The sequence below is a fragment of the Amycolatopsis sp. WAC 04182 genome, assembly GCF_003947465.1.
Lineage (GTDB): Bacteria > Actinomycetota > Actinomycetes > Mycobacteriales > Pseudonocardiaceae > Amycolatopsis.
Genome location: NZ_QHJJ01000001.1, coordinates 357,959 through 381,784, shown reverse-complemented (window position 1 = coordinate 381,784; position 23,826 = coordinate 357,959). Strand labels below are relative to the sequence as shown.

The 23,826-nt window shown below is 70.0% G+C and carries 22 protein-coding genes; 16 read left to right on the top strand and 6 right to left on the bottom strand.

Annotated elements, in window-relative coordinates; genetic code table 11:
• The first annotated feature begins 84 nt into the window (after window positions 1–84).
• Together DMH01_RS01795 and DMH01_RS01790 are read left to right on the top strand one after the other, a co-directional pair.
• Complete coding sequence (locus DMH01_RS01795) at window positions 85–1,443, top strand: PLP-dependent aminotransferase family protein (RefSeq protein ID WP_125673372.1); 1,359 nt, start codon at window positions 85–87, stop codon at window positions 1,441–1,443.
• Between the two features lie 33 nt (window positions 1,444–1,476).
• Window positions 1,477–2,445, top strand: a complete 969-nt coding sequence (locus DMH01_RS01790; protein WP_125673371.1) for a zinc-binding dehydrogenase — start codon at window positions 1,477–1,479, stop codon at window positions 2,443–2,445.
• A 4-nt stretch (window positions 2,446–2,449) separates the two neighbouring features.
• Here DMH01_RS01790 and DMH01_RS01785 read toward each other — a convergent pair whose 3' ends face one another.
• A complete protein-coding gene (locus DMH01_RS01785; protein WP_125673370.1) occupies window positions 2,450–2,992 on the bottom strand; it encodes a DUF3515 domain-containing protein in 543 nt (180 codons plus the stop codon).
• A gap of 19 nt (window positions 2,993–3,011) precedes the next feature.
• Complete coding sequence (locus tag DMH01_RS01780) at window positions 3,012–3,245, bottom strand: Lrp/AsnC family transcriptional regulator (RefSeq protein WP_007031456.1); 234 nt, start codon at window positions 3,243–3,245, stop codon at window positions 3,012–3,014.
• A gap of 133 nt (window positions 3,246–3,378) precedes the next feature.
• Here DMH01_RS01780 and DMH01_RS01775 point away from each other — a divergent pair, with 133 nt between their 5' ends.
• Window positions 3,379–4,335 carry a thiamine-phosphate kinase gene (locus tag DMH01_RS01775; RefSeq protein WP_034320373.1) on the top strand — a complete coding sequence of 319 codons (957 nt, stop codon included), beginning with the start codon at window positions 3,379–3,381 and terminating at the stop codon, window positions 4,333–4,335.
• On the opposite strand, the gene DMH01_RS01770 is transcribed toward DMH01_RS01775, so the two are convergent.
• The gene (locus tag DMH01_RS01770) at window positions 4,332–5,054 is read right to left on the bottom strand and encodes a GNAT family N-acetyltransferase (protein WP_125673369.1); all 723 of its coding nucleotides are present in this window, start codon (window positions 5,052–5,054) and stop codon (window positions 4,332–4,334) included. The genes DMH01_RS01775 and DMH01_RS01770 overlap by 4 nt on opposite strands.
• 51 nt (window positions 5,055–5,105) lie before the next feature.
• Between DMH01_RS01770 and DMH01_RS01765 the strand changes: the two genes are divergently transcribed.
• From DMH01_RS01765 to DMH01_RS01755, 3 genes are read left to right on the top strand one after another with little or no spacing between them, the layout of a single operon-like run.
• Window positions 5,106–5,576 carry a GNAT family N-acetyltransferase gene (locus DMH01_RS01765; protein ID WP_125673368.1) on the top strand — a complete coding sequence of 157 codons (471 nt, stop codon included), beginning with the start codon at window positions 5,106–5,108 and terminating at the stop codon, window positions 5,574–5,576.
• 8 nt (window positions 5,577–5,584) lie between these two features.
• Window positions 5,585–6,115 carry a gamma carbonic anhydrase family protein gene (locus DMH01_RS01760; RefSeq protein ID WP_125673367.1) on the top strand — a complete coding sequence of 177 codons (531 nt, stop codon included), beginning with the start codon at window positions 5,585–5,587 and terminating at the stop codon, window positions 6,113–6,115.
• 11 nt (window positions 6,116–6,126) lie between these two features.
• On the top strand, window positions 6,127–6,804 hold the full coding sequence (locus DMH01_RS01755) for a uracil-DNA glycosylase (RefSeq protein ID WP_125673366.1): 678 nt from the start codon (window positions 6,127–6,129) through the stop codon (window positions 6,802–6,804).
• A 331-nt stretch (window positions 6,805–7,135) separates the two neighbouring features.
• On the opposite strand, the gene rpmB is transcribed toward DMH01_RS01755, so the two are convergent.
• Complete coding sequence (rpmB, locus tag DMH01_RS01750) at window positions 7,136–7,327, bottom strand: 50S ribosomal protein L28 (RefSeq protein WP_007031450.1); 192 nt, start codon at window positions 7,325–7,327, stop codon at window positions 7,136–7,138.
• A gap of 133 nt (window positions 7,328–7,460) precedes the next feature.
• Here rpmB and DMH01_RS01745 point away from each other — a divergent pair, with 133 nt between their 5' ends.
• The 5 genes from DMH01_RS01745 to DMH01_RS01725 all read left to right on the top strand — a co-directional run bounded on the left by DMH01_RS01745 (window position 7,461) and on the right by DMH01_RS01725 (window position 14,233).
• Window positions 7,461–9,047 (top strand): DAK2 domain-containing protein, encoded by a 1,587-nt coding sequence (locus DMH01_RS01745; RefSeq protein ID WP_125673365.1) that lies wholly within the window; start codon window positions 7,461–7,463, stop codon window positions 9,045–9,047.
• Between the two features lie 4 nt (window positions 9,048–9,051).
• The gene (recG, locus tag DMH01_RS01740; protein WP_125673364.1) at window positions 9,052–11,205 is read left to right on the top strand and encodes an ATP-dependent DNA helicase RecG; all 2,154 of its coding nucleotides are present in this window, start codon (window positions 9,052–9,054) and stop codon (window positions 11,203–11,205) included.
• Between the two features lie 84 nt (window positions 11,206–11,289).
• Window positions 11,290–11,670, top strand: a complete 381-nt coding sequence (locus DMH01_RS01735; protein ID WP_125673363.1) for a hypothetical protein — start codon at window positions 11,290–11,292, stop codon at window positions 11,668–11,670.
• Window positions 11,667–13,727 (top strand): caspase family protein, encoded by a 2,061-nt coding sequence (locus DMH01_RS01730; RefSeq protein WP_125673362.1) that lies wholly within the window; start codon window positions 11,667–11,669, stop codon window positions 13,725–13,727. The genes DMH01_RS01735 and DMH01_RS01730 overlap by 4 nt, the downstream gene beginning before the upstream one ends.
• A 2-nt stretch (window positions 13,728–13,729) precedes the next feature.
• The gene (locus DMH01_RS01725) at window positions 13,730–14,233 is read left to right on the top strand and encodes a GNAT family N-acetyltransferase (RefSeq protein WP_125673361.1); all 504 of its coding nucleotides are present in this window, start codon (window positions 13,730–13,732) and stop codon (window positions 14,231–14,233) included.
• Here the strand turns inward: DMH01_RS01725 and DMH01_RS01720 are convergent.
• Entirely contained in the window at window positions 14,223–14,624 is a 402-nt protein-coding gene (locus DMH01_RS01720) for a hypothetical protein (RefSeq protein ID WP_125673360.1), read from the bottom strand. The genes DMH01_RS01725 and DMH01_RS01720 overlap by 11 nt on opposite strands.
• A 219-nt stretch (window positions 14,625–14,843) precedes the next feature.
• On the opposite strand from DMH01_RS01720, the gene DMH01_RS01715 reads away from it, so the two are divergent.
• Window positions 14,844–16,097 (top strand): HNH endonuclease signature motif containing protein, encoded by a 1,254-nt coding sequence (locus DMH01_RS01715; RefSeq protein ID WP_125673359.1) that lies wholly within the window; start codon window positions 14,844–14,846, stop codon window positions 16,095–16,097.
• 288 nt (window positions 16,098–16,385) lie between these two features.
• On the opposite strand, the gene DMH01_RS01710 is transcribed toward DMH01_RS01715, so the two are convergent.
• Entirely contained in the window at window positions 16,386–16,994 is a 609-nt protein-coding gene (locus DMH01_RS01710; protein WP_125673358.1) for a TetR/AcrR family transcriptional regulator, read from the bottom strand.
• Between the two features lie 31 nt (window positions 16,995–17,025).
• On the opposite strand from DMH01_RS01710, the gene DMH01_RS01705 reads away from it, so the two are divergent.
• The 4 genes from DMH01_RS01705 to DMH01_RS01690 all read left to right on the top strand — a co-directional run bounded on the left by DMH01_RS01705 (window position 17,026) and on the right by DMH01_RS01690 (window position 23,737).
• The gene (locus DMH01_RS01705; RefSeq protein ID WP_125673357.1) at window positions 17,026–18,186 is read left to right on the top strand and encodes an erythromycin esterase family protein; all 1,161 of its coding nucleotides are present in this window, start codon (window positions 17,026–17,028) and stop codon (window positions 18,184–18,186) included.
• A gap of 69 nt (window positions 18,187–18,255) precedes the next feature.
• The gene (locus DMH01_RS01700; RefSeq protein WP_125674282.1) at window positions 18,256–19,155 is read left to right on the top strand and encodes a S8 family peptidase; all 900 of its coding nucleotides are present in this window, start codon (window positions 18,256–18,258) and stop codon (window positions 19,153–19,155) included.
• Window positions 19,156–19,243: 88 nt separating this feature from the next.
• Window positions 19,244–22,621 (top strand): pyruvate carboxylase, encoded by a 3,378-nt coding sequence (locus DMH01_RS01695; RefSeq protein WP_125673356.1) that lies wholly within the window; start codon window positions 19,244–19,246, stop codon window positions 22,619–22,621.
• A gap of 321 nt (window positions 22,622–22,942) precedes the next feature.
• Window positions 22,943–23,737 (top strand): arginase family protein, encoded by a 795-nt coding sequence (locus DMH01_RS01690; RefSeq protein ID WP_125673355.1) that lies wholly within the window; start codon window positions 22,943–22,945, stop codon window positions 23,735–23,737.
• Window positions 23,738–23,826: the final 89 nt, after the last annotated feature.

The following is a 23,826-nucleotide window of genomic DNA, read 5'->3' as shown; positions in this document are numbered from 1 at the left end:
GTAGTCTCACCCGGGAGAGTGGCCTGTAATAACGTCCAATTCTCCTATACTTGAGAAGGCCACTTCGGAAGTGCGGAGTACATCATGTCCGACACCGCTCTGCCGGTCAGCCTCGACCGCGATTCGCTCGTCCCGCTCGCGGTCCAGCTGGCCGACGCGTTGCGCGCGGCCGCGGGCGACGGGCATCTGCGCGGCGGCGACAGGCTGCCCTCGACCAGGGCGCTCGCGAGCCGTCTCGGCGTCAGCCGCACGGTGACGTCGGCGGCGTACGAACAGCTTCACGCGGAGGGCTGGATCGCCGGCCGTCATGGCTCCGGCACCTACGTCACCACCACGCCGCCCGCGGACAGGCCGTCGAAAGGGCCAGCGCCGGGCACCCCCGCCACGCCGCCCACGCTGGTCGACCTCACCCCGGGCGTCCCATGGGCCGACGGCATCGAGAAGGCCGCCTGGCGCCGCGCGTGGCGGGCCGCCGCCGATCCGCGTCCGACCTATCGCGAGGACAGGGCCGGTCTGCCCGCGTACCGGGACGCCGTGTCCGAGCATCTGCTGCGGCACCGCGGCCTCGCCGCCGGAACGGTCCTCGCGACCGGCGGGACGACGGCCGCAGTGATCGAACTCGCGGGTGCGATGCTCTCGCGCGGCGACCGGGTCGCGATCGAGGAGCCGGGTTACCAGCGTGCGGTGCAGGCGTTCCGGCGCGCGGGGATGGAGGTCGTGCCCGTCCCGGTCGACGAAGAGGGCCTGCGCCCGGACGCCGTCCCCGCCGACGTGCGCGCGGTGTACTGCTCGCCCGCGCACCAGTACCCGCTCGGCAGCCGGATGAGCGCGTCGCGCCGCGTCGAGCTGGTCGAACTCGCCCGCGCCAACGGCATGCTGGTGATCGAGGACGACTACGACGGCGAGCTGCGGTTCGACGTCGCGCCGCTGCCGCTGCTGGCCGCGCTCGCGCCCGACGTCGTCGCGCATCTCGGGACCACGAGCAAGATCCTCACGCCGGCGCTGGGCGCGGGCTGGATGGTCGCGCCGTCCCAGGTCGCGTCGGCGGTACTGGAGTACCGCGAAGCGACCGGGACGCGACCTTCGCCCGCGGGGCAGCGGGTGCTCGCCGAACTGGCGCGGCACGGCGATCTGGGGCGGCATCTGCGGAAGCTCCGGCGGGAACTGTCGGAGCGCCGGTCCCTGGTTTCGGCCGCGCTGACGTCGGCGGGCATCCCGGTGCTCGGCGACGACGCGGGCGCGCATCTGGTCGTCCCGTGCGGCTCGGCCGCCGACGAGGCGGCGCGGATGGCGGCGGCGGAACGCGCCGGGATCCGGCTCGACGGGCTGGCCCGGCATTTCGCCGGGACGCCGACGGTGTTCGGGAACCTCATCGGCTACGCGGGCTGCTCGCGCGAGGCGCTGCACTCCGCGCTCAAACCGCTGATCGCCGTGCTCGCTTGACCTCAAGCGAACTGGAGGTCATAGCTTGCGATCATGCGTGAGATCAGAGTGTCCCGGTTCGGTGATCCCGGAGTCCTGGAGCAGGTCGAGGTGCCGACCCCCGAACCTGCGGAGGGCGAGCTCCGCGTCGCGGTGACGGCGGCAGGCGTCGGCTGGCTCGACGCCCTCATCCGGCGAGGCGAAGGTCCCGACGTGTTCGCGGTCGAGCCGCCGTACGTACCGGGCGGGTCGGTGGCGGGCACCGTCGACGCGGTGGGGGCCGGAGTCGACGAAACCTGGCTGGGGAAGCAGGTCCTCACCCACGCGCCCGGCGGGTACGGCGGGGGATACGCGGACACGGTCGTCGCGCTGCCGGACGACACGTTCCCCATTCCGGACGGGCTGGATCCCCGGCACGCGGTGGCCCTGTTCGACGACGGCAGCACCGCGTTGGCGTTGCTGGAGAAGACCCCGGTCGCGGCCGGGGAACGGATCCTGGTGGCGCCGGGGGTCGGCGGGCTCGGCAGCGTTCTGGTGCAGCTCGCCCGCGCGGCGGGCGCGACCGTCTTCGCGGCGGTCCGCGGCGACGAAAAGGCGGCGATCGCGCGGAAACTGGGGGCCGAGCCGGTCGACTACTCGGCGGCGGACTGGACGGGAGAGGTCCTCGCCCTCACCGGCGGCCACCGGCTGGACGTGGTCTTCGACGGCGTCGGCGGAGAACTCGGCGCCGCCTCGCTGGCGTTGCTGAGGAACGGCGGCCGCTTCTCCGGCTACGGCATGTCCAGCGGCGCGGAGACCGTGATCGGCGACGCCCACCGCGCCCGGCTGTCCGTTGTGGACATGGCGCAGCTGGTCGGGTTCTGGCCCGACAACCCGCGCCGGGTGCGGGAAGTGCTGCGGCAGGCTGCCGACGGGAAGCTGACGCCGGTCATCGGCCGGACGTACCCGCTGGCGGAAGCGTCCGCCGCGCACTCGGACATCGAGGCGCGGCGATACACCGGCAAGAGCCTGCTCCTGCCCTGAACGCTCAGAACCGCAGCGGCACCGCGGGGAGATTGGCGGCGATGACCTCGGAAACGGTCTGGAGCGGCCCGGTCCCCGCGGTGACCGGCACGGTGAGCGCCGTGTAGACGGGACGGTCCACCACGAACCACGTCGCGGTTCCCTCACCCTCGACCTGCAGCCACTGGACGCCGTTGATCGTCCGCAGCTGCGAGGTCCGGGTGAGTTCCGGCGGCTTGCCGAGGCCGCACCGCAGGACCACCGGGTCGCCGGTGCCCCAGCCGACCGTCGCCTCGGGGGCGGGATCGGCCAGCTTCCGCCGGACCAGCGTGTTCCCGGACGACGTGAGTTCGTGCGGGAGCGCGCCGATGAGTTTCGCGCATTCGGGTGACCCCGATTGAGGCGCCGGGACCGGGACGAGCGGGAGCGGACCGTCGGCGGCGGGGGCGACGGGATCCGCGCCGCGGGTCAGCCCGAAGACGGCCACGCCCGCGACGAGCAGGATCGCCAGGCAGGCGGCCGCGATCAGCAGGGGTTTCGGCGGTGCGCCGGTGTCCGTGTCAGCCACCGGTCAACTACACCACTTGTCACAAGTGAACGACCGGGCAGGTCAGCGTCCGCGTGATGCCCTCCACGTTCTGCACCTTGGCGACCACGAGCTGACCCAGCTGATCGACGGTGTCGGCCGCGGCCTTGACGATGACGTCGTACGGGCCGGTGACATCCTCCGAACTGGTGACACCGGGGATGGTGGAGATCTCCGCGGCGACCGCGGCTGCTTTGCCGACCTCGGTCTGGATGAGGATGTATGCGTGGACCACGGCGCGCCCCTTCGTAAAAGTCGGCTCAAGGTAGGAACGTTGTAGCAACGTATCGCCAGCCCCGGGAAAAACCTAGGGCTTCCGACTATCGGTGATCGCTATTTGTCCGGACAAGGGAAAGTGGAGGTGACGGGTGTCACCGAACGACGGCACGGTCGCCGGGACCGGTGAATTCCGGTTGATCGAGGCGGTGACCGCCGGCCGGAAACAGCCGGAGACGACACTGCTCGGACCGGGGGACGACGCGGCCGTCGTGGCCAGCCCGGACGGGCGGACGGTGGCGTCCACCGACGTCCTCGTGCAGGGCGTCCATTTCCGGCTCGACTGGTCCAGCGCCGAGCAGGTGGGGCGCAAGGCGGTCGCGGTGAACCTCACCGACATCGCCGCCATGGGCGCGCGCCCGACGTCCGTCCTCATGGGATTCGCGTGTCCCTCGGACACGCCGACGTCGCTCGTCACCGAACTCACCCAGGGCATGTGGCTCGAAGCCGACCGCGCGGGGATCGGGATCGTCGGCGGCGACATGGTGCGCGCCGATCAGATCGTGATCAGTGTCACCGCCCTCGGCGACCTCGGCGGCAGGGAACCGGTGACCCGGTCCGGCGCGCGTCCCGGCGACGTCGTCGCGGTCTGCGGGCGGCTCGGCTGGGCGGCCGCCGGGCTGGCCGTGCTCGGGCGGGGGTTCCGCTCACCGGTCAGTGTGGTCAACGCGCAGCGCTGCCCCGAACCGGACTACGAGGCGGGTATCCGAGCGGCCGACGGCGGCGCGACGTCGATGATCGACGTGTCCGACGGGCTCCTGTCCGACCTCGGCCATATCGCCGAGGCCTCCGGCGTCGGGATCGACGTGCGGACGGCGGACCTCGACGTGTCGAGCAGGCTGACCGAGGTCGGCACCGCGCTCGGCGCCGACCCGCTGAAATGGGTCCTCACCGGCGGCGAGGACCACGCGTTCGCGGCGACCTTCCCGTCCTTCGCCGAGCTGCCGGAGGGCTGGACCGAGATCGGCGTCGTCACCATGCCGGATTCGGGGGTGACGGTGGACGGGAAGCGGTACGGGCACGACAGCGGCTGGCAGCACTGGCGCTAGGAGCGTGAGGCCCACCAGGTCGACGGCGCGGCGACGGTGAAACCGAGGGATTCGTACAGCGGCCTGCCGAGCCGGGACGCGGTGAGGGTGACGGGCAGCTCCGCCAGCGGGGCGAGGGAGCCGAGCATCACGGCTCGCCCCACGCCGCGCGAGCGGAAGGCGTCCGGCGTGCCGACCCAGTAGTGGCTGCCGTAGCCGTCTTCGACGACGGTGACGCACGCCCCGGCGACCTCGCCGTCGAGCCGCGCGACGAACACGGCGACGCCCGGCTGGTCGAGGATGGCCATGGGGAACATCTCACCCGGCCGGAACCGCGCGAGTTCGAAACCTTCGAGCACCGCGCGTTCGGCCGCCCGCAGATCGGCCTCCTCGCGTACCCGGACCACCTCCATCGCGGGTTCGGCGACCGGGGCGGGTGGGCGGAGCATGACGGGCATCTGCCAGCTGCGCAGGTCGCCGAGATGGTTCAGATCGGTGACGCTGAAGGGATCCTCGGCCTCCACCGGCCCCGTCGCCCGCGCGGCGAGCTCGGTGATCTCCGCCAGCTCCTCGGCGGTGAGGCCGGGCTCCTGGATCAGGACGCGCAGTCCGGCGCGCTCGTCACCGGCGACGGCGAGAAAGCCGCGGCGGCGGATCACCTCGTGGCCGCGGGACCGGCCGGTCGCGGCCCAGAACGCGGCGGAATTCCGTGCCTGGCGCAGGGACGTCTCGATCGACATGGACGCAATCTACTTTGGGGATCGGCGAGTCTTCTCGCTAATCTCGCGCCCATGGACCTTCGTGTGCTGGCCTACGACCACCCCGACGCGGTGAAGCTGCTGGCCGAAGCGCAGCTCGAACTGGCCGCCCGGTACGGCAGCGAAGACGAGACACCGATGGACGCGGCGCAGTTCGCCCCGCCGAGGGGGCTGTTCATGGCCGCCTACCTCGACGACGCCCCGGTCGCGTGCGGCGCCTGGCGGGCGCACGACGGGCCGGACCCGTTGCTGCCGGGCGATGCCGAAATCAAGCGCATGTTCGTGATGGCTTCGGCGCGAGGCCGCGGGTTGGCGAGAGCGATCCTCGCCGACCTGGAGCGGACGGCCGCCGAGGCCGGGCGGCTGCGTATGGTGCTGGAGACCGGTGACAAGCAGCCGGAAGCCATCGCGCTGTACTTGTCGGCGGGGTACCGGGAAATCCCGGGTTTCGGGTACTACAAGGACGAACCGGAGAGCATCTGCTTCGGCAAGCCGCTGGTCTAGGAGAACGCATGCCGATCTACGCGCTGGGCGACCTCGAACCGTCGATCCACCCGGACGCCTACGTCCACCCCGACGCGACGGTCATCGGCGACGTCCGGATCGCGGCGTTCGCGTCGGTGTGGCCGCAGACCGTGCTGCGCGGCGACCACGGCCACATCGAGATCGGCGAGCGGTCCAACGTCCAGGACGGCTGCGTCCTGCACTGCACCCGCAAGGAGCCGACGATCATCGGGAAATCCTCCGCCGTCGGGCATTCGGTGCACATCGAAGGCGCGCGCATCGGCGAGGGTTGCTTGATCGCGTCGGGAGCGGTGGTACTGAACGGAACCGTCGTCGAGGACGGCGGAATGGTCGGCGCGGGCGCCGTCCTCTCCTATGGGTCCTATGTGGACAGTGGGCACATCGCGCTCGGCGTCCCGGCGAAGACGCGGCCGAACACGTCGTTCGGGCCGGACAAGATCAAGCTGGTCGTCGACGGTTACGTCGAGCGTGCGGCGCGGTTCCGGGTCGAACTCCGGCGACTCGACGGACGTGAGTAAGCTCGCACGCCGTGACCGCACGACCGCTGCAGGACATCGTCGAAGCAGGCTGGGCGCAGGCCCTCGAACCGGTGGCGCCGCAGGTCGCCGCGATGGGGGAATTCCTCCGCGCGGAGATCGCCGCGGGCCGGACCTATCTCCCGGCGGGTGAACACGTGCTGCGGGCTTTCCAGCAGCCGTTCCACGACGTGCGGGTGCTGATCGTCGGCCAGGACCCGTACCCGACGCCCGGGCACGCCGTCGGGCTGAGCTTCTCGGTGGCGCCGGACGTCCGGCCGATCCCGAAGAGCCTGATCAACATCTACAAGGAGTACTGCGAGGACCTCGGGCACCCGCTGCCGTCGAACGGCGACCTGACGCCGTGGGCCGACCAAGGGGTGCTGCTGCTCAACAGGTCGCTGACGGTGCAGCCCGGGAAGTCGAACTCGCACCAGGGCAAGGGCTGGGAAGCGGTCACCGAGCAGGCCATCAAGGCCCTCGCCGCCCGGGACGAGCCGATGGTGGCGATCCTGTGGGGCCGCAACGCGCGGAACCTGAAGCCGATGCTGGGGCAGGTGCCGTGCATCGAGTCGGCGCACCCGAGCCCGCTTTCGGCGCACGCCGGCTTCTTCGGCTCGCGGCCCTTCAGCCGGGCGAACCAGCTGCTGGAGCAGCAGGGCGCCGGTCCCGTGGACTGGAAGCTCCCCTGATTTTTGTGTTGCGCGTGAAGGCCCCCTTCACGCGCTTCGGTGACAGCAGTGAGAGCAGTGACCGGTGTGACTCCTGAGGTTTCGCCGGAGTCCGTGAAGGCCTCCTTCGCTACCTTGAGGGTAGGGATGGAGGCCTTCACTACGTCCTGGGCTGGGGTGGCCGCTCCCGAGTACATGAAGGACCCCTTCCTGTACCTAGGCGCAAGGAAGGGGTCCTTCATGTACTCGGGAAGGAGGCCTTCACGGAACGGCCCGCCTGAGAAGCCCGGCCCGGTCCCATAAAAAATGGCGGGTGCTCCGAAGAGCACCCGCCATTCCCCAAAAACCCGGCTCAGCCGCGAACGACCTTGCCCGCCTTGATGCACGAGGTGCAGGCGTTCAGGCGCTTGCGCTGGGACAGACCGATCTTGGCGTGAACGGTCTGGATGTTCGGGTTCCACCGGCGGTTGGTACGCCGGTGGGAGTGCGAGACCGACTTGCCAAAGCCCGGTCCCTTGCCACAGACGTCGCACACGGCAGCCACGTCGAACTCCTCTGGATCTGGGACAAAGAATGATGCGCCCAGCATGCTGGGCAACTCGACCATAGTAACCAGTGGCTCAGAGCCCTCCGGCACCGGGTCGATACCCTCGCTGGAACAGCTAGGAGGTTACGGGGTGCGGGTGCTGGACGTGGCGGCGGTGTCGGCCTGGTCGGCGGCCTGTGTGCACAGCTTGGCGGTGCTCCGGCCGGCGATCGACGGCATCAACGTCTACCCGGTCGCCGACTCCGACACCGGCTCCAACCTGCTGTTCACCATGACCGCGGCCCGTGACGCGCTGGCGGAGGCCGAGCCCGCGACGGCCGCCGAGGCGCTGTCGGCGTTCGCCAAGGGCGCGGTCGCCGCGGCCAAGGGCAACTCGGGCGTGATCATGTCGCAGGTCGTGCGCGGGATCGCCGAGTCGGCGGCCGCCAGGGAGATCGATGGGCCCGGGCTCGCCGAGGCGCTCGGGTGCGCGGACAGGGCCGCCACGGGCGCGGTGAGCCGCCCGGTGGCCGGGACCATCCTGACCGTCCTCCACACCGTCGCCGCCGCCGTCCGTGACGCGACAGGGTCACTCGAAGAGGTGGCCGCCGCGGCCGCGAGCGTCGCCGCCGAAGCCCTCGAAGAGACCCCGAAGCAACTGCCGGTTCTGGCGGTGGCCGGCGTGGTCGACGCGGGCGCCCGCGGTCTCGTCGCGGTCCTCGACGCTCTTTCCGGCGTGATCTCCGGCGGCCTCACGGAGCCGGAGCACCCGCTCGAGGCACATCACCATCACGCGACGATCGACGCGCCGACGGCCTGGGAGGTCATGTACCTGCTGGACGGCGTCGACGAAACCAGTCTTCCCGGGCTTCGCAAGACCCTCAGCGGCCTCGGCGACAGCGTCACGGTCGCCGGGGACGGCGCCGGCGCGTATGCCGTCCACGTCCATTGCGCGGACATCGGCGCGGCGCTGGAGGCCGGGATCGAGCTCGGCCGCCCGCGCCGGGTCCGGGTCGAGCCGCTGATCACGCCCACCCCGGTCGAGGTCGGCGGCGGGATCGACCGTTCGGTGGTCGCCGTGGTCCACGGCGGGCCGCTGGCCGAACTCCTCCGCGCGGAGGGGGTCGCGGTGCTTTCGGTCCCGCATGGGGTCCAGCCGACGGTCGAGGAGATGCTGGGCCTGATCAACGAGGCCGCCGGGCATCACGTCACCGTCCTTCCCGGCGGCCAGGAGCTGACCGCGGCGGCCGACGCGGCCGCGAGTCACGCGATGGCCGCTGACCGCGACGTCGTCGTCATCCCGTGCGTGTCACCCGTCCAGGTGCTCGCCGCACTGGCCGTCCACGACCAGGACCGCCGCACCAACGACGACGTGGTCGCGATGGCCGAAGCGGCCGCCGCCACGAGGCGTGGCGAACTGAGGATCGCGCAGGAGGAGTCGCTAACCTGGGTGGGCCGGGCGCAGGCCGGTGACGTCGTCGGTCTCGTCGACGGCGAGGTCGTGCTGATCGAGCCCGCGCCCGCCTCGGAGACGAGCCTGGTCGCGGCGGCGGTCGGCGTGCTGAACCGGATGCTGGCCCTCGGCGGCGAGCTCGTCACCGTGCTGACCGGGCAGGACGCGCCGGTCCGGCTGCCCGGTGAGCTGGCCGATCAGCTGCGCCTGGAGCATCCCGAGGTCGAAGTGACGAGTTACGCGGGCGGCCAAACCGACGCCGTGCTGCTGATGGGGGTGGAGTGACCGCATGACCAACCTGCGCGCGGACCTCAAGCTGGTCGTCGGCGCGGCGACGGCGAAGGCCCTCGCCAAGGGCCTCAAGATCGAGACGGTCAGCGACCTCCTGCGCCATTACCCGCGCCGGTACGCCGAGCGCGGCCAGCTCACCGACATCGCCGGGCTCGAACTCGGCGAGCACGCCACCGTGATGGCGCGCATCGAGCGCGTCAACAAGCGCCGGATGAAGGCGCGCAGCGGCACCCTGCTCGAAATGGTGATCACCGACGGCAAACGCCGCCTGCAGTGCACCTTCTTCAACCAGGCCTGGCGCGAAAAGGAACTCGTGCCCGGCAAGAACGGGCTCTTCGCGGGCAAGGTCACCGCCTTCCGCGACGTCCTGCAGCTGGCGAACCCCGAGTACGAACTCTTCGACGCCGAACGTCAGGCCGAGGCGATGGACGACTTCCTCGCCGAGATCATCCCGGTGTACCCGGCGGCGCAGGGGATCCCGACCTGGGTGATCGCCAAGGCCGTCCGGCAGGTGCTGGACGTGCTGGAGGTCGACGAGGACCCGATGCCGATCGAGCTGCTGGCCCGGTACGGCCTGCCCAGCCTGGAAAGCGCGCTGCGCGGGATCCACCGGCCGTCGAGCTGGCAGGCGCTGAACTCCGCGCGGGACAGGCTCAAATGGGACGAGGCCATGGCCGTGCAGCTGATTTTCGCGCAGCGGCGGCATTCCCTGGTCTCGCGGCCCGCGAAAGCCTGTCCGCACACCAAGGGCGGCATCCTCGACGCCTTTGACAAGCGGCTCCCGTTCGCGCTGACCGCGGGCCAGCAGGAGATCGGCGAGGAGATCGCCGGGGATCTGTCCACCGAGCATCCGATGAACCGGCTGCTGCAGGGCGAGGTCGGTTCCGGCAAGACCGTGGTCGCGCTGCGCGCCATGCTGCAGGTCGTCGATTCCGGGCGGCAGGCGGCGATGCTCGCGCCGACGGAGGTCCTCGCCGCGCAGCACGCCCGCTCGCTGCGCGAGATGCTCGGCGACCTCGGGCAGGCGGGTGAGCTCGGCGGCGCGGAGAACGCGACGCGCGTGACCCTGCTGACCGGTTCGATGGGCGCCAAGGAACGCAAGAAGGCGTTGCTGGAGACGGTCAGCGGCGAGGCCGGGATCATCGTCGGCACGCACGCGCTCATCCAGGACACGGTGTCGTTCGCGGATCTCGGCCTGGTCGTGGTCGACGAGCAGCACCGCTTCGGGGTGGAGCAGCGGGACGCGCTGCGCTCCCGCGGCTCCGACGAGACCAGCCCGCACGTGCTCGTCATGACGGCGACGCCCATCCCGCGCACGGTCGCGATGACCGTCTACGGCGATCTGGAGATCTCCGCGCTGCGCGAGATGCCGGTCGGCCGGTCGCCGATCAAGACGTCGGTGGTGCCGGTCGCGGAGCGGCCCGCGTGGCTGGACAGGGCGTGGCAGCGGGTCCGCGAGGAATGCGGCAAGGGCCACCAGGCGTACATCGTCTGCCCGCGTATCGGCGACGAACCGGCGTCGGACAAGGGCGACAAACGGCCCGCGCTCGCGGTCCTCGACGTGGCGCCCGAGCTGGCCGAGGGACAGCTGAAGGGGCTGAAGATCGGCGTCCTGCACGGCCGGATGCCCGCCGACGACAAGGACGCCGTGATGCAGGCGTTCTCCAGAGGCGACCTGGACGTGCTCGTCGCCACCACCGTGATCGAGGTCGGCGTGAACGTGCCGAACGCGACCGCGATGGTGATCATGGACGCCGACCGGTTCGGCATCAGCCAGTTGCACCAGCTGCGCGGGCGGGTCGGCCGGGGCAGTGTGCCGGGGCTGTGCCTGCTGGTCACCGAAACCCTGGACGGGACGACCACCCGCGAGCGGCTGGCCGCCGTCGAGTCCACGACGGACGGTTTCGAACTGTCCAGAATGGACCTGGAACTGCGCCGCGAGGGTGACATCCTCGGCGCCGCGCAGTCGGGGAAGAAGTCGACCCTGAAGCTGCTGTCGCTGCTGCGCGACGAGGACGTCATCGCCGAGGCGAGGGCCCGCGCGTTGGAAATCGTCGAAAAGGACCCGGCTCTGGGGAATTACTTGGGGCTGGCGCATATGATCGCCGACGTCGTCGACGAAGATCGAGTGGAGTACCTGGAAAAAAGCTGACGTGAACATCTCTGCCCGTTCGGACCTTGCCGCCGGACGGGCCGAGGCGCTTTCCTCTTTCCGTACGGGCGAGGGAGGCCGGGGATGACGTCAGCGGTTCGTGTCCAGCTCGGTGAGGACGGGGCCGACGCCGAGCGCGTCGACCAGCTCACCGGGTACCTCCGAAGCGCACTGATCGATCGCGGGGTCGCCGAGGTCAAGGCGCTGCCCGCCGGTCCGCCGCCGGCCGGTTCCCGTGCCTTCGATGTCGCGACGGTGGGCGGACTGCTGGTCACGCTGGGACAGTCCGCCGAAGGACTGCGCTCTGTCGTCGCGGCCGTGCGGGAATGGCTTTCGCGCGGCGGACGGGTCAAACGCACGGTGCGGCTGGAGATCGACGGCGACGTGCTGGAACTGTCCGAAGCGACGCTCACCGATCAGGACAAGCTCGTCGATCTCTTCGTGAGCAGGCATTCGTCGTCATGACCGGCGAGCGGCGTGCCTTGATCATCGCCAACGGGGAGTACGACAACCCCGGATTGAGCGCGCTGCGATCCCCGGCGGCCGACGCGGAGGCGCTCGCCGAGGTCCTCGCCGATCGCGACATCAGCGAATTCGCCGTCCAGGTGGTACGCGACGAGACCGCGCACGTGATCGCGGGCCGGGTCGAGGACCTGTTCGCCGACAGCGCGCCGGACGACGTCCTGCTGGTGCATTTCTCTTGCCACGGCTTGAAAAGCGAGTCGGGTGAGCTGTTCTTCGCCGCCCGCAACACCCGGCCGGAGCGGCTCGCGTCGACCGCCGTCCCCGCCGATTTCGTCCAGCGCTGCATGCGGATGAGCCGGTCGCGGAGCATCGTCCTCCTGCTGGACTGCTGCTACGGCGGCGCTTTCAGCCAAGGGGTCGCCGTGCGCGCCACCGGTGAGGCCAACGTGCTCGACGCGTTCCCGGCCGGCGGTTTCGGCGGCCGCGGCCGTGCGGTGATCACCGCGTCGAACTCCATCGAGTACGCCTTCGAGGGCGACCACCTCGCCGACGATCACGTTCAGCCGTCGGTGTTCACGTCGGCACTGGTCGACGGGCTCCGGACCGGCGACGCGGACCGCGACGAGGACGGCTGGGTCGCGCTCGGCGAACTGTACGACTACCTGTTCGACAGCGTTCGTGAGCGGAATCCGAACCAGACACCGAGCCGCGACATCGAGATGCAGGGCGAGCTGTATCTGGCGCGGAGCAGGCGCCGCCGGATCAAACCGTCGCCGGTTCCGGCCGATCTGCGCGCGGCGAGCGAGGATCAGAACATGTTCACGCGCCTCGGCGCGGTGACGGAACTCCAGCGGAGGCTGACGAGCGAGAACCTCTCCGTCGCCATCGGCGCGCACGAGGTGCTCACCACGATGGCGCAGACGGACATCCAACACATCGCCGAGGCCGCCGACCTGGCGAGGCGGGACGCGCGAGTGCGCACCGAGCCCGAGGTGGTGCGGTTCGGTGAGGTCGTCCGGGGATCGCGGCCGGTGGCGCGCATCCGGCTGGAAGGCCCGCCGATCGCGCGGGCGTGCCGATTCGCGTCTTCGCATTCCTGGCTGCGGGTGACCGAAGACGGCGACGGGGCCGAGATCGTGCTGGACCAGGCGGAGCTCGGGGCGTTCGAGGCGCGGGTCACCGTGACCGGGCCGACCGGCGAGGTGGCGGTGCGAGTCGAGGGGCAGGTCGTCCAAGAACCGAAGCCGGTGCCGGAACCGCGTCCGGTGCACACGCCCGCGCCGACCCCGGAACCCTCCAGGAACCCTGATCCACCCGTACTTCCGAAGCCTGAACCGGTGCGGCCGAAGCCCGGCCCGTTCGCCGTCGCCGCCGGCCTGCTCGCCTTCGCGGCGGCGGTGTACCTGGTGGTCATCGCGTTCGCGCTCAGCAGCAGTGTGGAGGACTTCTTCGAGGACGGCGGCTGGGCCGTCCTTCCGCTCGTCGCCTTCGCGATCGGGGCGGGGATCGCGATGTTCCTGCCGAAGACACGCCGGATGGCAGGGCCGGGAACGCTGTGCGGGCTGACGCTGCTCTCGGCGATCCCGTCCGGCCCGGTCCTTCTCGTCCTCGCCGACGGCTGCCTGATCGCCGCGGCCGTCTGCGCGCTGGTGTCGGTGCGTCGTGACCGGAGTTTCCGGCTCGGGCTGGGGAAACCGCGGGACGCCCTCGCCGTCGCGGCCATCGTGTCGGCGCTTCTCGGCGCGCTCGGCCTCGTCATTGAGGCCGTCGAACTCTTCGGCTACTCGTCGACCCGGGCCGACGAGGGGACGATCTACCTCGTTGTCTCGGTCATGCTCCTCATCGGCACGATGCTCGGCGTGCTGCTGCGGCCGGCGACGTTCGGAATCGCGTTCCTCGGCGGCGTGGCCGGAGGCGGCATCGTCATGGTGTGCATGCTTTTCTACGCGATGCCGAGCAGTTCGAGCGTGACCGGCGCGGGCTGGGGGATCGCGCTGTCGATGGTGCTCGTGCTCGCCATCGTGACCGGTCTCGCCGCCCGCAAGGAGAACGGCTGACGATGGCCACGATCCGCCCCGCGACCGTCGAGGACGCCTGGCCGATCGCCGAGGTGAACGTGCGGTCGTGGCAGGCGGCGTATCAGGGCCTGCTGCCGGAGCTCTACCTCCGCGATCTTTCCGTCGAGGGCAGGGCCGCCCGCTGGCAGCGGACCCTCGCCGATCCCGCCAACCAAGGCGACATCCTGGTCCTGGTCGAAGACGGAACGCTCCTCGGCTTCACCGCCGTCGACCGGATCCGCGGCGAACTGCGCGCGATCTACCTCGAACCCGACCGCTGGGGTACGGGACTGGGCCGACAGCTGCTGGACACCGCCGTCGCCGCGCTGCGGGACTCGGGACACCGGCAGGCGACGCTCTGGGTGCTCGACACCAACAAGCGCGCCCAGCGTTTCTACGCCGCCGGGGGATGGGTGCCGGACGGGGCGACCAAGACCGACATCATGCCCGGCGAGGACGTCCCGCTTTCCGAAGTGCGCTACCGGATCGACCTCGTCAGCGCCTGAACCAGGCGCTTTCCTCGGGTTTGTTGAGGACGACGATGACGCCGACGGCGATGCCCATCCCGATCAGCTGGGTGATCGCCCCGCCGTTGACCAGGCTGATCAGCCCCATGACCACGACCAGCCCTTCCACGCCGATGACCGTCGGCCGCACCCACGGCGAACCGCGGGAAATCCTTATCGCGCAAGCGATCAACGCGACCGCGACCACGAAACCGAGCAGTGCCAGCGCCAGCGCGAGGCCCGCCTCCTCGTTGCCGTGCTCGAGCTCGTCGACCGCGAGGGCGGTCACGAGCGCGCTCGCCAGGACGTTGAGGACCGCTTGCACCCAAAGGAAACCGCGGACGAACTTGAGCCTGCCCGGCATCTTCACGTTCCGGACTTCCTCGGTCATGACGGTCCCCTCTCCTGGTGCGGAGAGACCAGTCTGGCCCGGAAAGTCGTTGGCGCTGACGGTAAAACTGTCCTCAATCCCTCGGCGGTTCTGGGTCTCTGGAGGCTTCGGGGTGTAGCGGCGCTTTCGGACCCGATCACCCTTCAGTGTTGTTTCGCTCTTTTCAATGTCGCTTAAAATTACGAACGTTTGTTCGATTTTTTCGTGTATTCTTGAGGGGTGTCCGAGACTTTCCTTCCCGAGTTGCCGCAGGAGTTGTGGCGTGCTGGCAAGCTGGAGCTTGCCCATGGCGTGCAGCAGTCCTTGCAGGTGATTCGGATGGCGACCGCCGGTTTGGGGCGGTTTTTGGCGGAGATCGAGTCTCGGGGTGTCAAGGACTTGTATGGGTATGGCCGTACGGATAAGTGGTTCGCCGATATCGCGGGGTTGTCGGTCGGTGAGGCGCGTGCGGTGGTGAACCGGGCGATCGCGTTGAACCCGACACGGGCTTTGGGCGGCACCGAGGTTCCTGCTGTGGCACCGGCTACGGCCGCGGTGGCGGCCGAAGGTTTGGTCGGGGATGAGCGGATCGATCAGATCCTGGAGTTCTTGAAGAGACTCCCCGCCGACACCTCCGCTGAGGATCGGGCGAATGCCGAGAAGATCCTCGCGACCCTTGCCCGCGACGCCGGTCCCCGGCAGCTCGCGGACGCTGAAGCGAACCTGCTTGGGTTGCTGGACCCGGACGGGAACGAGCCGAAAGACCCGGAACCGAAGGAGCCGCGCCGGGAGATCACGCTGGAGCGCCGTAGGGACGGGTTTTGGAAGCTGACCGGTCTGCTTGATGACGAGACCGGGGCCCGCACCGCCGCCGCACTGGAGGTGTATGCCCAGCCGCGGCCTGTCGATGAGTTCGGGCAGGCGGATCTGCGGATGAAGTGCGAGCGCCTGGGTGATGCGTGGGTCGACATTCTGGATCTGGCGATCGCGTGCCCGGATCAGCCGGGCACCAGCGGCTACCGGACCTTGGTGAACGTCACCATCGGACTCGAGGAGCTGAAGTCCGGTCTTGGGACCGCCTGCCTGGACTTTGTCGGGACGATGACCGCCCGCGAAGCACGGCTGGCGGCCTGCGACTGCCTGATGCTGCCGGTCGTGATGAGCGCCGCCGGAGAACCCCTCGACGTGGGACGACTACGGCGGTTCGTGACCCCGGGCCAGCGCCGTGCGTTGAACATCCGCGACGGTGGCTGCGCGTTCCCGGGATGTCATCGGAAGCCGAAGAACTGCCACGCCCATCACATTCATCACTGGGCAGACGGCGGGCCCACGGATCTCCGGAATCTCGTGCTGCTGTGCGGTTTTCACCACCGGCTGATCCATCATGGTGACTGGGAAGTCCGCATGGCGCCCGATGGGTTACCGGAATTCATCCCGCCCCAATACCGAGATCCGCTCCGACAACCCCGCCGCAACACCCTGCATCACCGCTGAACCCCGAGGAGCCCGTCAGCCGCCGGCGACGGGCCCCTCGCCATGCCCGATGCTCCGTGAAGGCCTCCTTGCCTACCCTGAGGGTAGGCAAGGAGGCCTTCACGTACTCGGCAAGGTGTGAAGGTCGAGTTTCCTCGGCTGAGCCGAGGGAGAGTTCCGCACCGTGAGGGGAACTTCGAGGGACCCTGGGTCCCTCAAGGCCTCCTTCACGGAACGGCGACTCGAATCACCCGCATCGAGAGGACTAAACGCGTAGCCACTGCCAGCCACGCGAACTCCGCCCCAGGACTAATCCCGCGACCGCACGAAAGCACCCTCCCGCGCCGCGACGGCCACCGCCCGCGCCGTGACCCGCGCCTCCGCCACCGTGACGCTTTCCCGCGACAGGAAGAGCCGGTAGAAGATCGGCCCGCACACCGCCCGCACCAGTTCGTCGCCGTCCGTGCCGGCAGGGATCTCGCCCCGCGCGACGGCCCGCTCCGCGATCGGCGCCATGCGCACGTGCCGGTCGGTGTAGAAGTCGTGCAGTGCCTCGGCCGCTTGCGGCGACTGGAATGCCGCCAGCACCGACGCCGTGGGCAGTTCCTTCAGCGCGGGCTCGGTGAAATACCGCACGACCTCCGCGGCCACTTCGTACAGATCGTCTTCGAGCGAACCGGTGTCGGGCGCCGCCCAGTCGTCCTCCGCGCCCATCTGCAGCGCGGCGCCGACGAGGCCGTCCGGCGAGGACCAGCGCCGGTACACCGTGGTCTTGTGCACCCCGGACCGTTCGGCGACCGCGTCCACGGTCAGTTCGCTGAATCCGCGTTCGGCCAGCAGATCGAGGGTGGCGTGCAGGACGGCCTGGCGGGTCCGTTCGGTCCGGCCGCCGGGCCGCTGGGTACCGGAGGTTGCCAATTGCTACTCCTGTTGCGTTAGTGTGGGCAGTATGTCAGACCCAGCGAAGATCGCCGAACTCATCGGGGACGCGAAGATCGTCGCCATCGGTGAGAACAACCACCACCTCCACGAGTTCGGCGACCTGCGCAATCGTTTGCTCCAGCACCTAATCGAGCGGCACGGCTTCCGGGTCGTGGCCTTCGAATCCGGCTTCGCCGAGGGAAAGCTCGTCGATGACTGGCTGAACGGCGCCCCGGGCGACGTCGCCGACATCGGCCGCGACGGCTTCACCTTCTCGCTCGGAGAGTCGCCGGAGGCCCACGAAATGCTCACGTGGCTTCGCGAACGGGGCGACGTCCGCTACTACGGCCTCGACGTGCCGAGTTCCTCGGGCTCACCGATGCCGTCGCTCGACGCGGTCCGCGCCTACCTGTCCACTGTGGACGACGCAGCCACGGGCTTGGTCGATGCGGCGATCGAGGCGACCAAGGGGTATGCGTCGGTCAGCAGCGCGGAGGCGCCCGCCAAGTACGCCGCGCTCGACGACGCGGCCAAGGACAAGGCGACCGCGGCGCTCACCCGCCTCAAAACGCATCTGACCTCGTTGCGTCCCGTCTACGGGAACACGGCCGTCGCGGAGCACCACGTCGAAGGCGCCCTGCGCGTCGACGCGTACCTCGCCGAGGTCGCCGCGATGATGTCCGGCGACGCGCCCGCCTTGCAGAGCGGTTCGCGTGACGCGTACATGGCGGAGACCGTCCGGCTGATCCGGCGGCTGCACGGCGACGACACGAAAATCGTCGTGATGCTCCACAACGGACACCTCCAGCGCGTGCCGTTCTCGCCGTTCCCCGGGCTCACCGCACCGTCTGCGGGCACGCATCTGGCCGCCGAGTTCGGCGACGACTACTTCGCGCTCGGGCTCACCGCCGTCGAGGGCGAGACCACCGGGCTCAAGCCCGACCCGGCCGCGCGGCTCGGTTTCACCGTGTACCGCCAAGAACTGGAAGCGCCCGCGGACGACAGCGTCGAAGCCGAGGGCCCTGGGCTCGTGGACCTCCGCGCACGCCGGGGAACAGCCGGACCGCGGAGCATCCGGCACGCGCATCTGTTCAACCCGGTCGACGTCGTCGACGCCTTCGACGCGCTGGTCTGCTTCCCGAAGTCGACGGTCAGCGGCCACATCGGCCAAGACCAGTCGAACGGGTGACACTCCGGGGTTGCCGCCCCCGGTGGACAGGCGTAGAGCCAAGGCATGATCATTCGACTGGTACGGGTCATGGCCGCGCTGGCGCTCCTGGTGCTGGTGGCACCGCCCGCCTCCGCGACGGAAGTCCAGCAGAACCCGCCGAACTGGGGGCTGGACCGGATCGACCAGCGAACGGGGCTCGACCAGCTCTACCACTACGAGACCGAAGCGAAGGACGTCACGGTCTACGTGATCGACAGCGGGGTCGACGCGGCGCATCCGGATTTCGGCGGCCGGGTGAAGCCCGGTAAGGACTTCCTCAACGGTGGCACGGACACCACCGACACCAACGGTCACGGCACATACCTGGCCGGTGTCGCCGCGTCGAGGACCTTCGGGGTCGCGAAGGGCGCGCAGATCGTCCCGGTCCGGGTGATCGACGCCCAGGGCGGCGGCGCGACGGACAAGATCATCGCGGGTATCGACTGGGTGACGCAGAACGCACAGCAGCCCGCCGTCGCCGTCCTCGGTATCGGGGGCACGGCCAACGACCAGCTCGACGCCGCCGTCCGCGCGCTCGCGGCGGTCGTCCCGATCGCCCTCCCGGCGGGCGGCGAGGCCACCGACGCGGGCAAGTTCTCACCCGGCCGGGTCACCGAAGCGCTCACCGTCGGCTCGACCGACGCGAGCGACCAGGTCGGGTCGACGTCGAACTACGGCGAGGTCGTCGACCTGTTCGCACCGGGCGTGGACGTGCCGGGACCCAACGCCGGGGGCAACGGCGGCAGGGTGCTCAGCGGCACGTCGTCGGCCGCCGCGCATGTCGCCGGGGTGGCCGCGCTGTACCGGTCCCTGCATCCCGCGGTCTCCGCGCCGGACGTCGCGAAGGCACTCGTGGACCTCGCCGCGGTCGACGTGCTGACCGGGGTCCACGAGGGCACCGCGAACCGGGTGCTCCAGAGTCCGGGTGTGCAACTCAGGCGGGGATGATGTCCATCACCTGGGCAACAACTCCCGCCCTGCGGGACCGAACAGGTAACGTGCCTCACCTACCGATCCGATGATGGGAAGGACCGGCATGTTCCGCAAGGTACTGGTCGCCAACCGGGGTGAGATCGCCATCCGCGCGTTCCGCGCCGGATTCGAGCTCGGCGCGGGCACGGTGGCTGTGTTCCCGCACGAAGACCGCAATTCGCTCCACCGGCTGAAGGCCGACGAGGCCTATGAGATCGGCGAACCCGGTCACCCGGTGCGGGCCTATCTGTCGGTCGAGGAGATCGTCGCGGCCGCCAAGAAGGCGGGCGCGGACGCCGTTTACCCCGGCTACGGCTTCCTCTCCGAGAACCCGGACCTCGCGCGCGCGTGCGAGGACGAAGGCATCACCTTCGTCGGGCCGAGCGCGGACATCCTCGAACTGACCGGCAACAAGGCCCGCGCGGTCAAGGCCGCGCGCGAGGCCGGGGTGCCGGTGCTGGGTTCTTCCGAACCGTCCTCCGACGTCGACGCACTGATCGCCGCCGCCGAGGAGATCGGCTTCCCGGTCTTCGTGAAGGCCGTCGCCGGCGGTGGCGGGCGCGGTATGCGCCGCGTCCAGGACCCGGCGCAGCTGCGCGAGTCCATCGAGGCCGCCGCGCGCGAGGCCGAGTCGGCCTTCGGCGACCCGACAGTGTTCATCGAGAAGGCCGTCGTCGAGCCCCGCCACATCGAGGTCCAGATCCTCGCCGACGGCGAGGGCAACGTGATCCATCTCTACGAGCGCGACTGCTCGGTCCAGCGGCGCCACCAGAAGGTCGTCGAGCTGGCCCCGGCGCCGAACCTGCCGTCGGAACTGCGGGACCGGATCTGCGCCGACGCGGTGAAGTTCGCCCGCCAGATCGGCTACCGCAACGCCGGAACCGTCGAGTTCCTGCTCGACCGGGACGGCAACCACGTCTTCATCGAGATGAACCCGCGTATCCAGGTCGAGCACACGGTGACCGAGGAGGTCACCGACGTCGACCTCGTCCAGTCGCAGCTGCGCATCGCCTCCGGCGAGACGCTCGACGACCTCGGGCTGTCGCAGGACAAGGTGTACCTGCGCGGCGCCGCCCTGCAGTGCCGCATCACCACCGAGGATCCCGCCAACGGTTTCCGCCCGGACACCGGGATGATCAGCGCGTACCGCTCGCCCGGCGGCTCCGGTATCCGCCTCGACGGCGGGACGGCGTTCGCCGGCACCGAGATCAGCGCGCACTTCGACTCGCTGCTGGTGAAGCTCAGCTGCCGCGGCCGCGACTTCAAGACCGCCGTCGGCCGCGCCCGCCGCGCCGTCGCCGAGTTCCGGATCCGCGGTGTGGCCACGAACATCCCGTTCCTGCAGGCCGTCCTCGACGACCCGGACTTCCGCGAAGGCCGCGTCACGACGTCGTTCATCGAGGAGCGCCCACATCTGCTCACCGCGCGCCATTCGGCCGACCGCGGGACCAGGCTGCTGACCTACCTCGCCGACAAGACGGTCAACAAACCGCACGGCGAGCGTCCGCGCACCCTCGACCCGCAGGTCAAACTGCCGAAGCTGCCCAAGGGGCTCGAACCGGCGGCCGGTTCGAAGCAGAAGCTCACCGAACTCGGCCCGGACGGTTTCGCCCGCTGGCTGCGGGAGTCGCCGACCATCGGCGTCACCGACACCACCTTCCGCGACGCGCACCAGTCGCTGCTCGCCACCCGTGTGCGGACGAAGGACCTGCTCGCGGTCGCGCCGGTGGTCGCGCGGACCACACCGCAGTTGCTTTCGCTCGAATGCTGGGGCGGCGCGACCTACGACGTCGCGCTGAGGTTCCTCGCGGAAGACCCGTGGGAGCGGCTGGCGAAGCTGCGGGAAGCGGTGCCGAACATCTGCCTGCAGATGCTGCTGCGCGGCCGTAACACCGTCGGGTACACGCCGTACCCCACCGAGGTGACCAACGCCTTCGTCGAGGAGGCGACGGCGACCGGCATCGACATCTTCCGGATCTTCGACGCCCTCAACGACGTCGAGCAGATGCGCCCGGCGATCGAAGCCGTCCGCGAGACCGGGACCGCCGTCGCCGAGGTCGCGCTCTGCTACACCTCGGATCTGTCGGACCCGTCGGAGAAGCTGTACACGCTGGACTACTACCTCAAGCTGGCGGAGCAGATCGTCGGCGCGGGGGCGCACGTCCTGGCCATCAAGGACATGGCGGGCCTGCTGCGGGCGCCGGCGGCGGCACGGCTGGTTTCCGCGCTGCGCAAGGAGTTCGACCTCCCGGTGCATATCCACACGCATGACACCGCGGGTGGCCAGCTGGCGACGTACCTCGCCGCGATCCAGGCCGGGGCGGACGCCGTCGACGGTGCCGTCGCCTCCATGGCGGGCACGACGTCGCAGCCGTCGCTTTCCGCGCTCGTCGCGGCCACCGACCACTCGGACCGGCCGACCGGGCTCGACCTGCAGGCGATCGGTGACCTGGAGCCGTACTGGGAGAGCGTGCGCAAGATCTACGCGCCGTTCGAGGCGGGGCTCTCTTCGCCGACCGGACGGGTGTACCACCACGAGATCCCGGGCGGTCAGCTGTCGAATCTGCGCACCCAGGCGATTTCGCTCGGCCTCGGGGAGCGGTTCGAGGACATCGAGGCGATGTACGCGGCCGCGGACAAGATCCTCGGGCACCTGGTCAAGGTCACGCCTTCGTCCAAAGTGGTCGGTGACCTCGCGCTGCACCTCGTCGGCGCGGGTGTCTCGCCATCCGACTTCGAGGCAGAGCCGAACAAGTTCGACATCCCCGACTCGGTGATCGGCTTCCTGCGCGGCGAACTGGGCGACCCGCCCGGAGGCTGGCCGGAGCCGTTCCGCACCAAGGCCCTCGAAGGCCGGGCGCAGCCGAAGCCGGTGCAGGAACTGTCCGAAGAGGACCACAAGGGGCTCGCCGAGAACCGGCGCGCGACGCTGAACCGGCTGCTGTTCCCCGGGCCCACGAAGGACTTCGAGGCGCACCGCGAGCAGTACGGTGACACCTCCGTCCTGCCGTCCAAGGACTTCTTCTACGGCCTGCGGCCGGGCGAGGAGTACTCGGTCGACCTGGAACAGGGTGTCCGGCTGCTGATCGAGCTGGAGGCCATCGGCGAGGCCGACGAGCGCGGGCTGCGCACGGTGATGTCGACGCTCAACGGCCAACTGCGCCCGATCCAGGTGCGCGACACCTCGATCGCGTCGGACATCCCGGCGACGGAGAAGGCCGCCAAGGGCGACCCGAAGCAGATCGCCGCGCCGTTCGCGGGTGTGGTCACGCTGCAGGTGTCCGAGGGCGACGAGGTCGAGGCCGGCGCGACGGTGGCGACCATCGAGGCGATGAAGATGGAGGCGTCGATCACCGCGGCGACCGGCGGCAAGGTGGCGCGGCGCGCGATCAACGCCGTCCAGCAGGTGGAAGGCGGGGACCTCCTGCTCGTCCTGGAGTGACGTGGGCTGAAGGGGCCCTTCACCGCATGCCACGCGGTGAAGGGCCCCTTCGTCGCGTCTTATGCGGGGATGGGGCCCTTCACCGCGCGGCGGCGGGGCGGTGGTGTCGCGAAAGCCACTTTCGGGACATCAGAAGTCGCGAAAGTGGCTTTCGCGACATGGTCGCTGGGCCCCGGGGTGACCACCTTCGCTGACGTTGCGAAAGCCACTTTCGCAACCTTCAACGTTGCGAAAGTGGCTTTCGCAACGCGGCATCTCGATCCGCCCAAGCCCCGGCCGTCCGCTCTTCACGGACTTGCGGCCGCCGCTAGCCTGGGCCGGGTGCTGATCAATGCCGTACCCCAGTTCCAGGGCGCTCTGACCGAGCGCGCGCCGGAGTTGCCCGAAGGCTGCGTCGCGCTCGCCGAGCTGGCCGGCCACGTACTGAGCGCGCCGGTGCACCACATCCGGCAGACCCGCGAGACGTCGCCCGTGGTCGACGGCATCGCCAACCGCGCGGTGCTCACCGGCGCGAACCGGTCCGCGCAGCTGGCCGCCCTCGAGGCGCCGGGTGGGCCGGTGCTCACCATCGGCGGGGACTGCGGCGTCGAGCTGATCCCGATCGGGGTGGCGCGCTACCGCTTCGGGCCGGGGCTCGGCGTCGCCTGGTTCGACGCGCATTCCGACCTCAACACCGCGGAGACGTCCCCGTCCGGCGCGTTCCACGGCATGGTGCTGCGGTCGCTGCTCGGTGAGGGCGACCCGGAGTTCGCCGCGAACCCGCCGGTCGAACCCGGGCGCGTCGTCCTCGCGGGGACGAGGGCCTTCGACGACGCCGAGCGGGCCGCGGTCGACCGCGGGCTCGTCGTCGAGACGGCCGACGTCGCCGCCGGGCTGGCCGGCGCGGACAAGGTCTACGTCCATCTCGACCTCGACGTGCTCGATCCCGCGGAGTTCGACGGGTTGAACTATCCGGAGCCCGGTGGCTTGACGATCGAGCGCCTGGTGGCGATGCTTCGCGGGCTGAGCGGGTTCGAAGTCGTCGGCGCGGGGATCACCGAATGCGCCGGTACCGAGGTCCGCGTGCTGGAGCCCGTGCTCGAAGTACTCGGGGAATTGCTCACCGGAAAGCAGTGACGCTCCGTATTCATCGGCCGTTCGTACGTACCGCGCGAGGCGTTTGCCGGGCACTTGTCATCAAAATTCAGGGATGACCCGTGATTTTG

What these genes read in the sequence shown, in the direction of transcription:
- DMH01_RS01700 (WP_125674282.1), top strand. Translation starts at nt 18,256, where the DNA reads ATGGCCGCGCTGGCGCTCCTGGTGCTGGTGGCACCGCCCGCCTCCGCG.
- DMH01_RS01795 (WP_125673372.1), top strand. Translation starts at nt 85, where the DNA reads ATGTCCGACACCGCTCTGCCGGTCAGCCTCGACCGCGATTCGCTCGTC.
- DMH01_RS01760 (WP_125673367.1), top strand. Translation starts at nt 5,585, where the DNA reads ATGCCGATCTACGCGCTGGGCGACCTCGAACCGTCGATCCACCCGGAC.
- DMH01_RS01725 (WP_125673361.1), top strand. Translation starts at nt 13,730, where the DNA reads ATGGCCACGATCCGCCCCGCGACCGTCGAGGACGCCTGGCCGATCGCC.
- DMH01_RS01735 (WP_125673363.1), top strand. Translation starts at nt 11,290, where the DNA reads ATGACGTCAGCGGTTCGTGTCCAGCTCGGTGAGGACGGGGCCGACGCC.
- DMH01_RS01770 (WP_125673369.1), bottom strand. Translation starts at nt 5,054, where the DNA reads ATGTCGATCGAGACGTCCCTGCGCCAGGCACGGAATTCCGCCGCGTTC.
- DMH01_RS01790 (WP_125673371.1), top strand. Translation starts at nt 1,477, where the DNA reads ATGCGTGAGATCAGAGTGTCCCGGTTCGGTGATCCCGGAGTCCTGGAG.
- DMH01_RS01765 (WP_125673368.1), top strand. Translation starts at nt 5,106, where the DNA reads ATGGACCTTCGTGTGCTGGCCTACGACCACCCCGACGCGGTGAAGCTG.
- DMH01_RS01695 (WP_125673356.1), top strand. Translation starts at nt 19,244, where the DNA reads ATGTTCCGCAAGGTACTGGTCGCCAACCGGGGTGAGATCGCCATCCGC.
- recG (WP_125673364.1), top strand. Translation starts at nt 9,052, where the DNA reads ATGACCAACCTGCGCGCGGACCTCAAGCTGGTCGTCGGCGCGGCGACG.
- DMH01_RS01730 (WP_125673362.1), top strand. Translation starts at nt 11,667, where the DNA reads ATGACCGGCGAGCGGCGTGCCTTGATCATCGCCAACGGGGAGTACGAC.
- DMH01_RS01720 (WP_125673360.1), bottom strand. Translation starts at nt 14,624, where the DNA reads ATGACCGAGGAAGTCCGGAACGTGAAGATGCCGGGCAGGCTCAAGTTC.
- DMH01_RS01705 (WP_125673357.1), top strand. Translation starts at nt 17,026, where the DNA reads ATGTCAGACCCAGCGAAGATCGCCGAACTCATCGGGGACGCGAAGATC.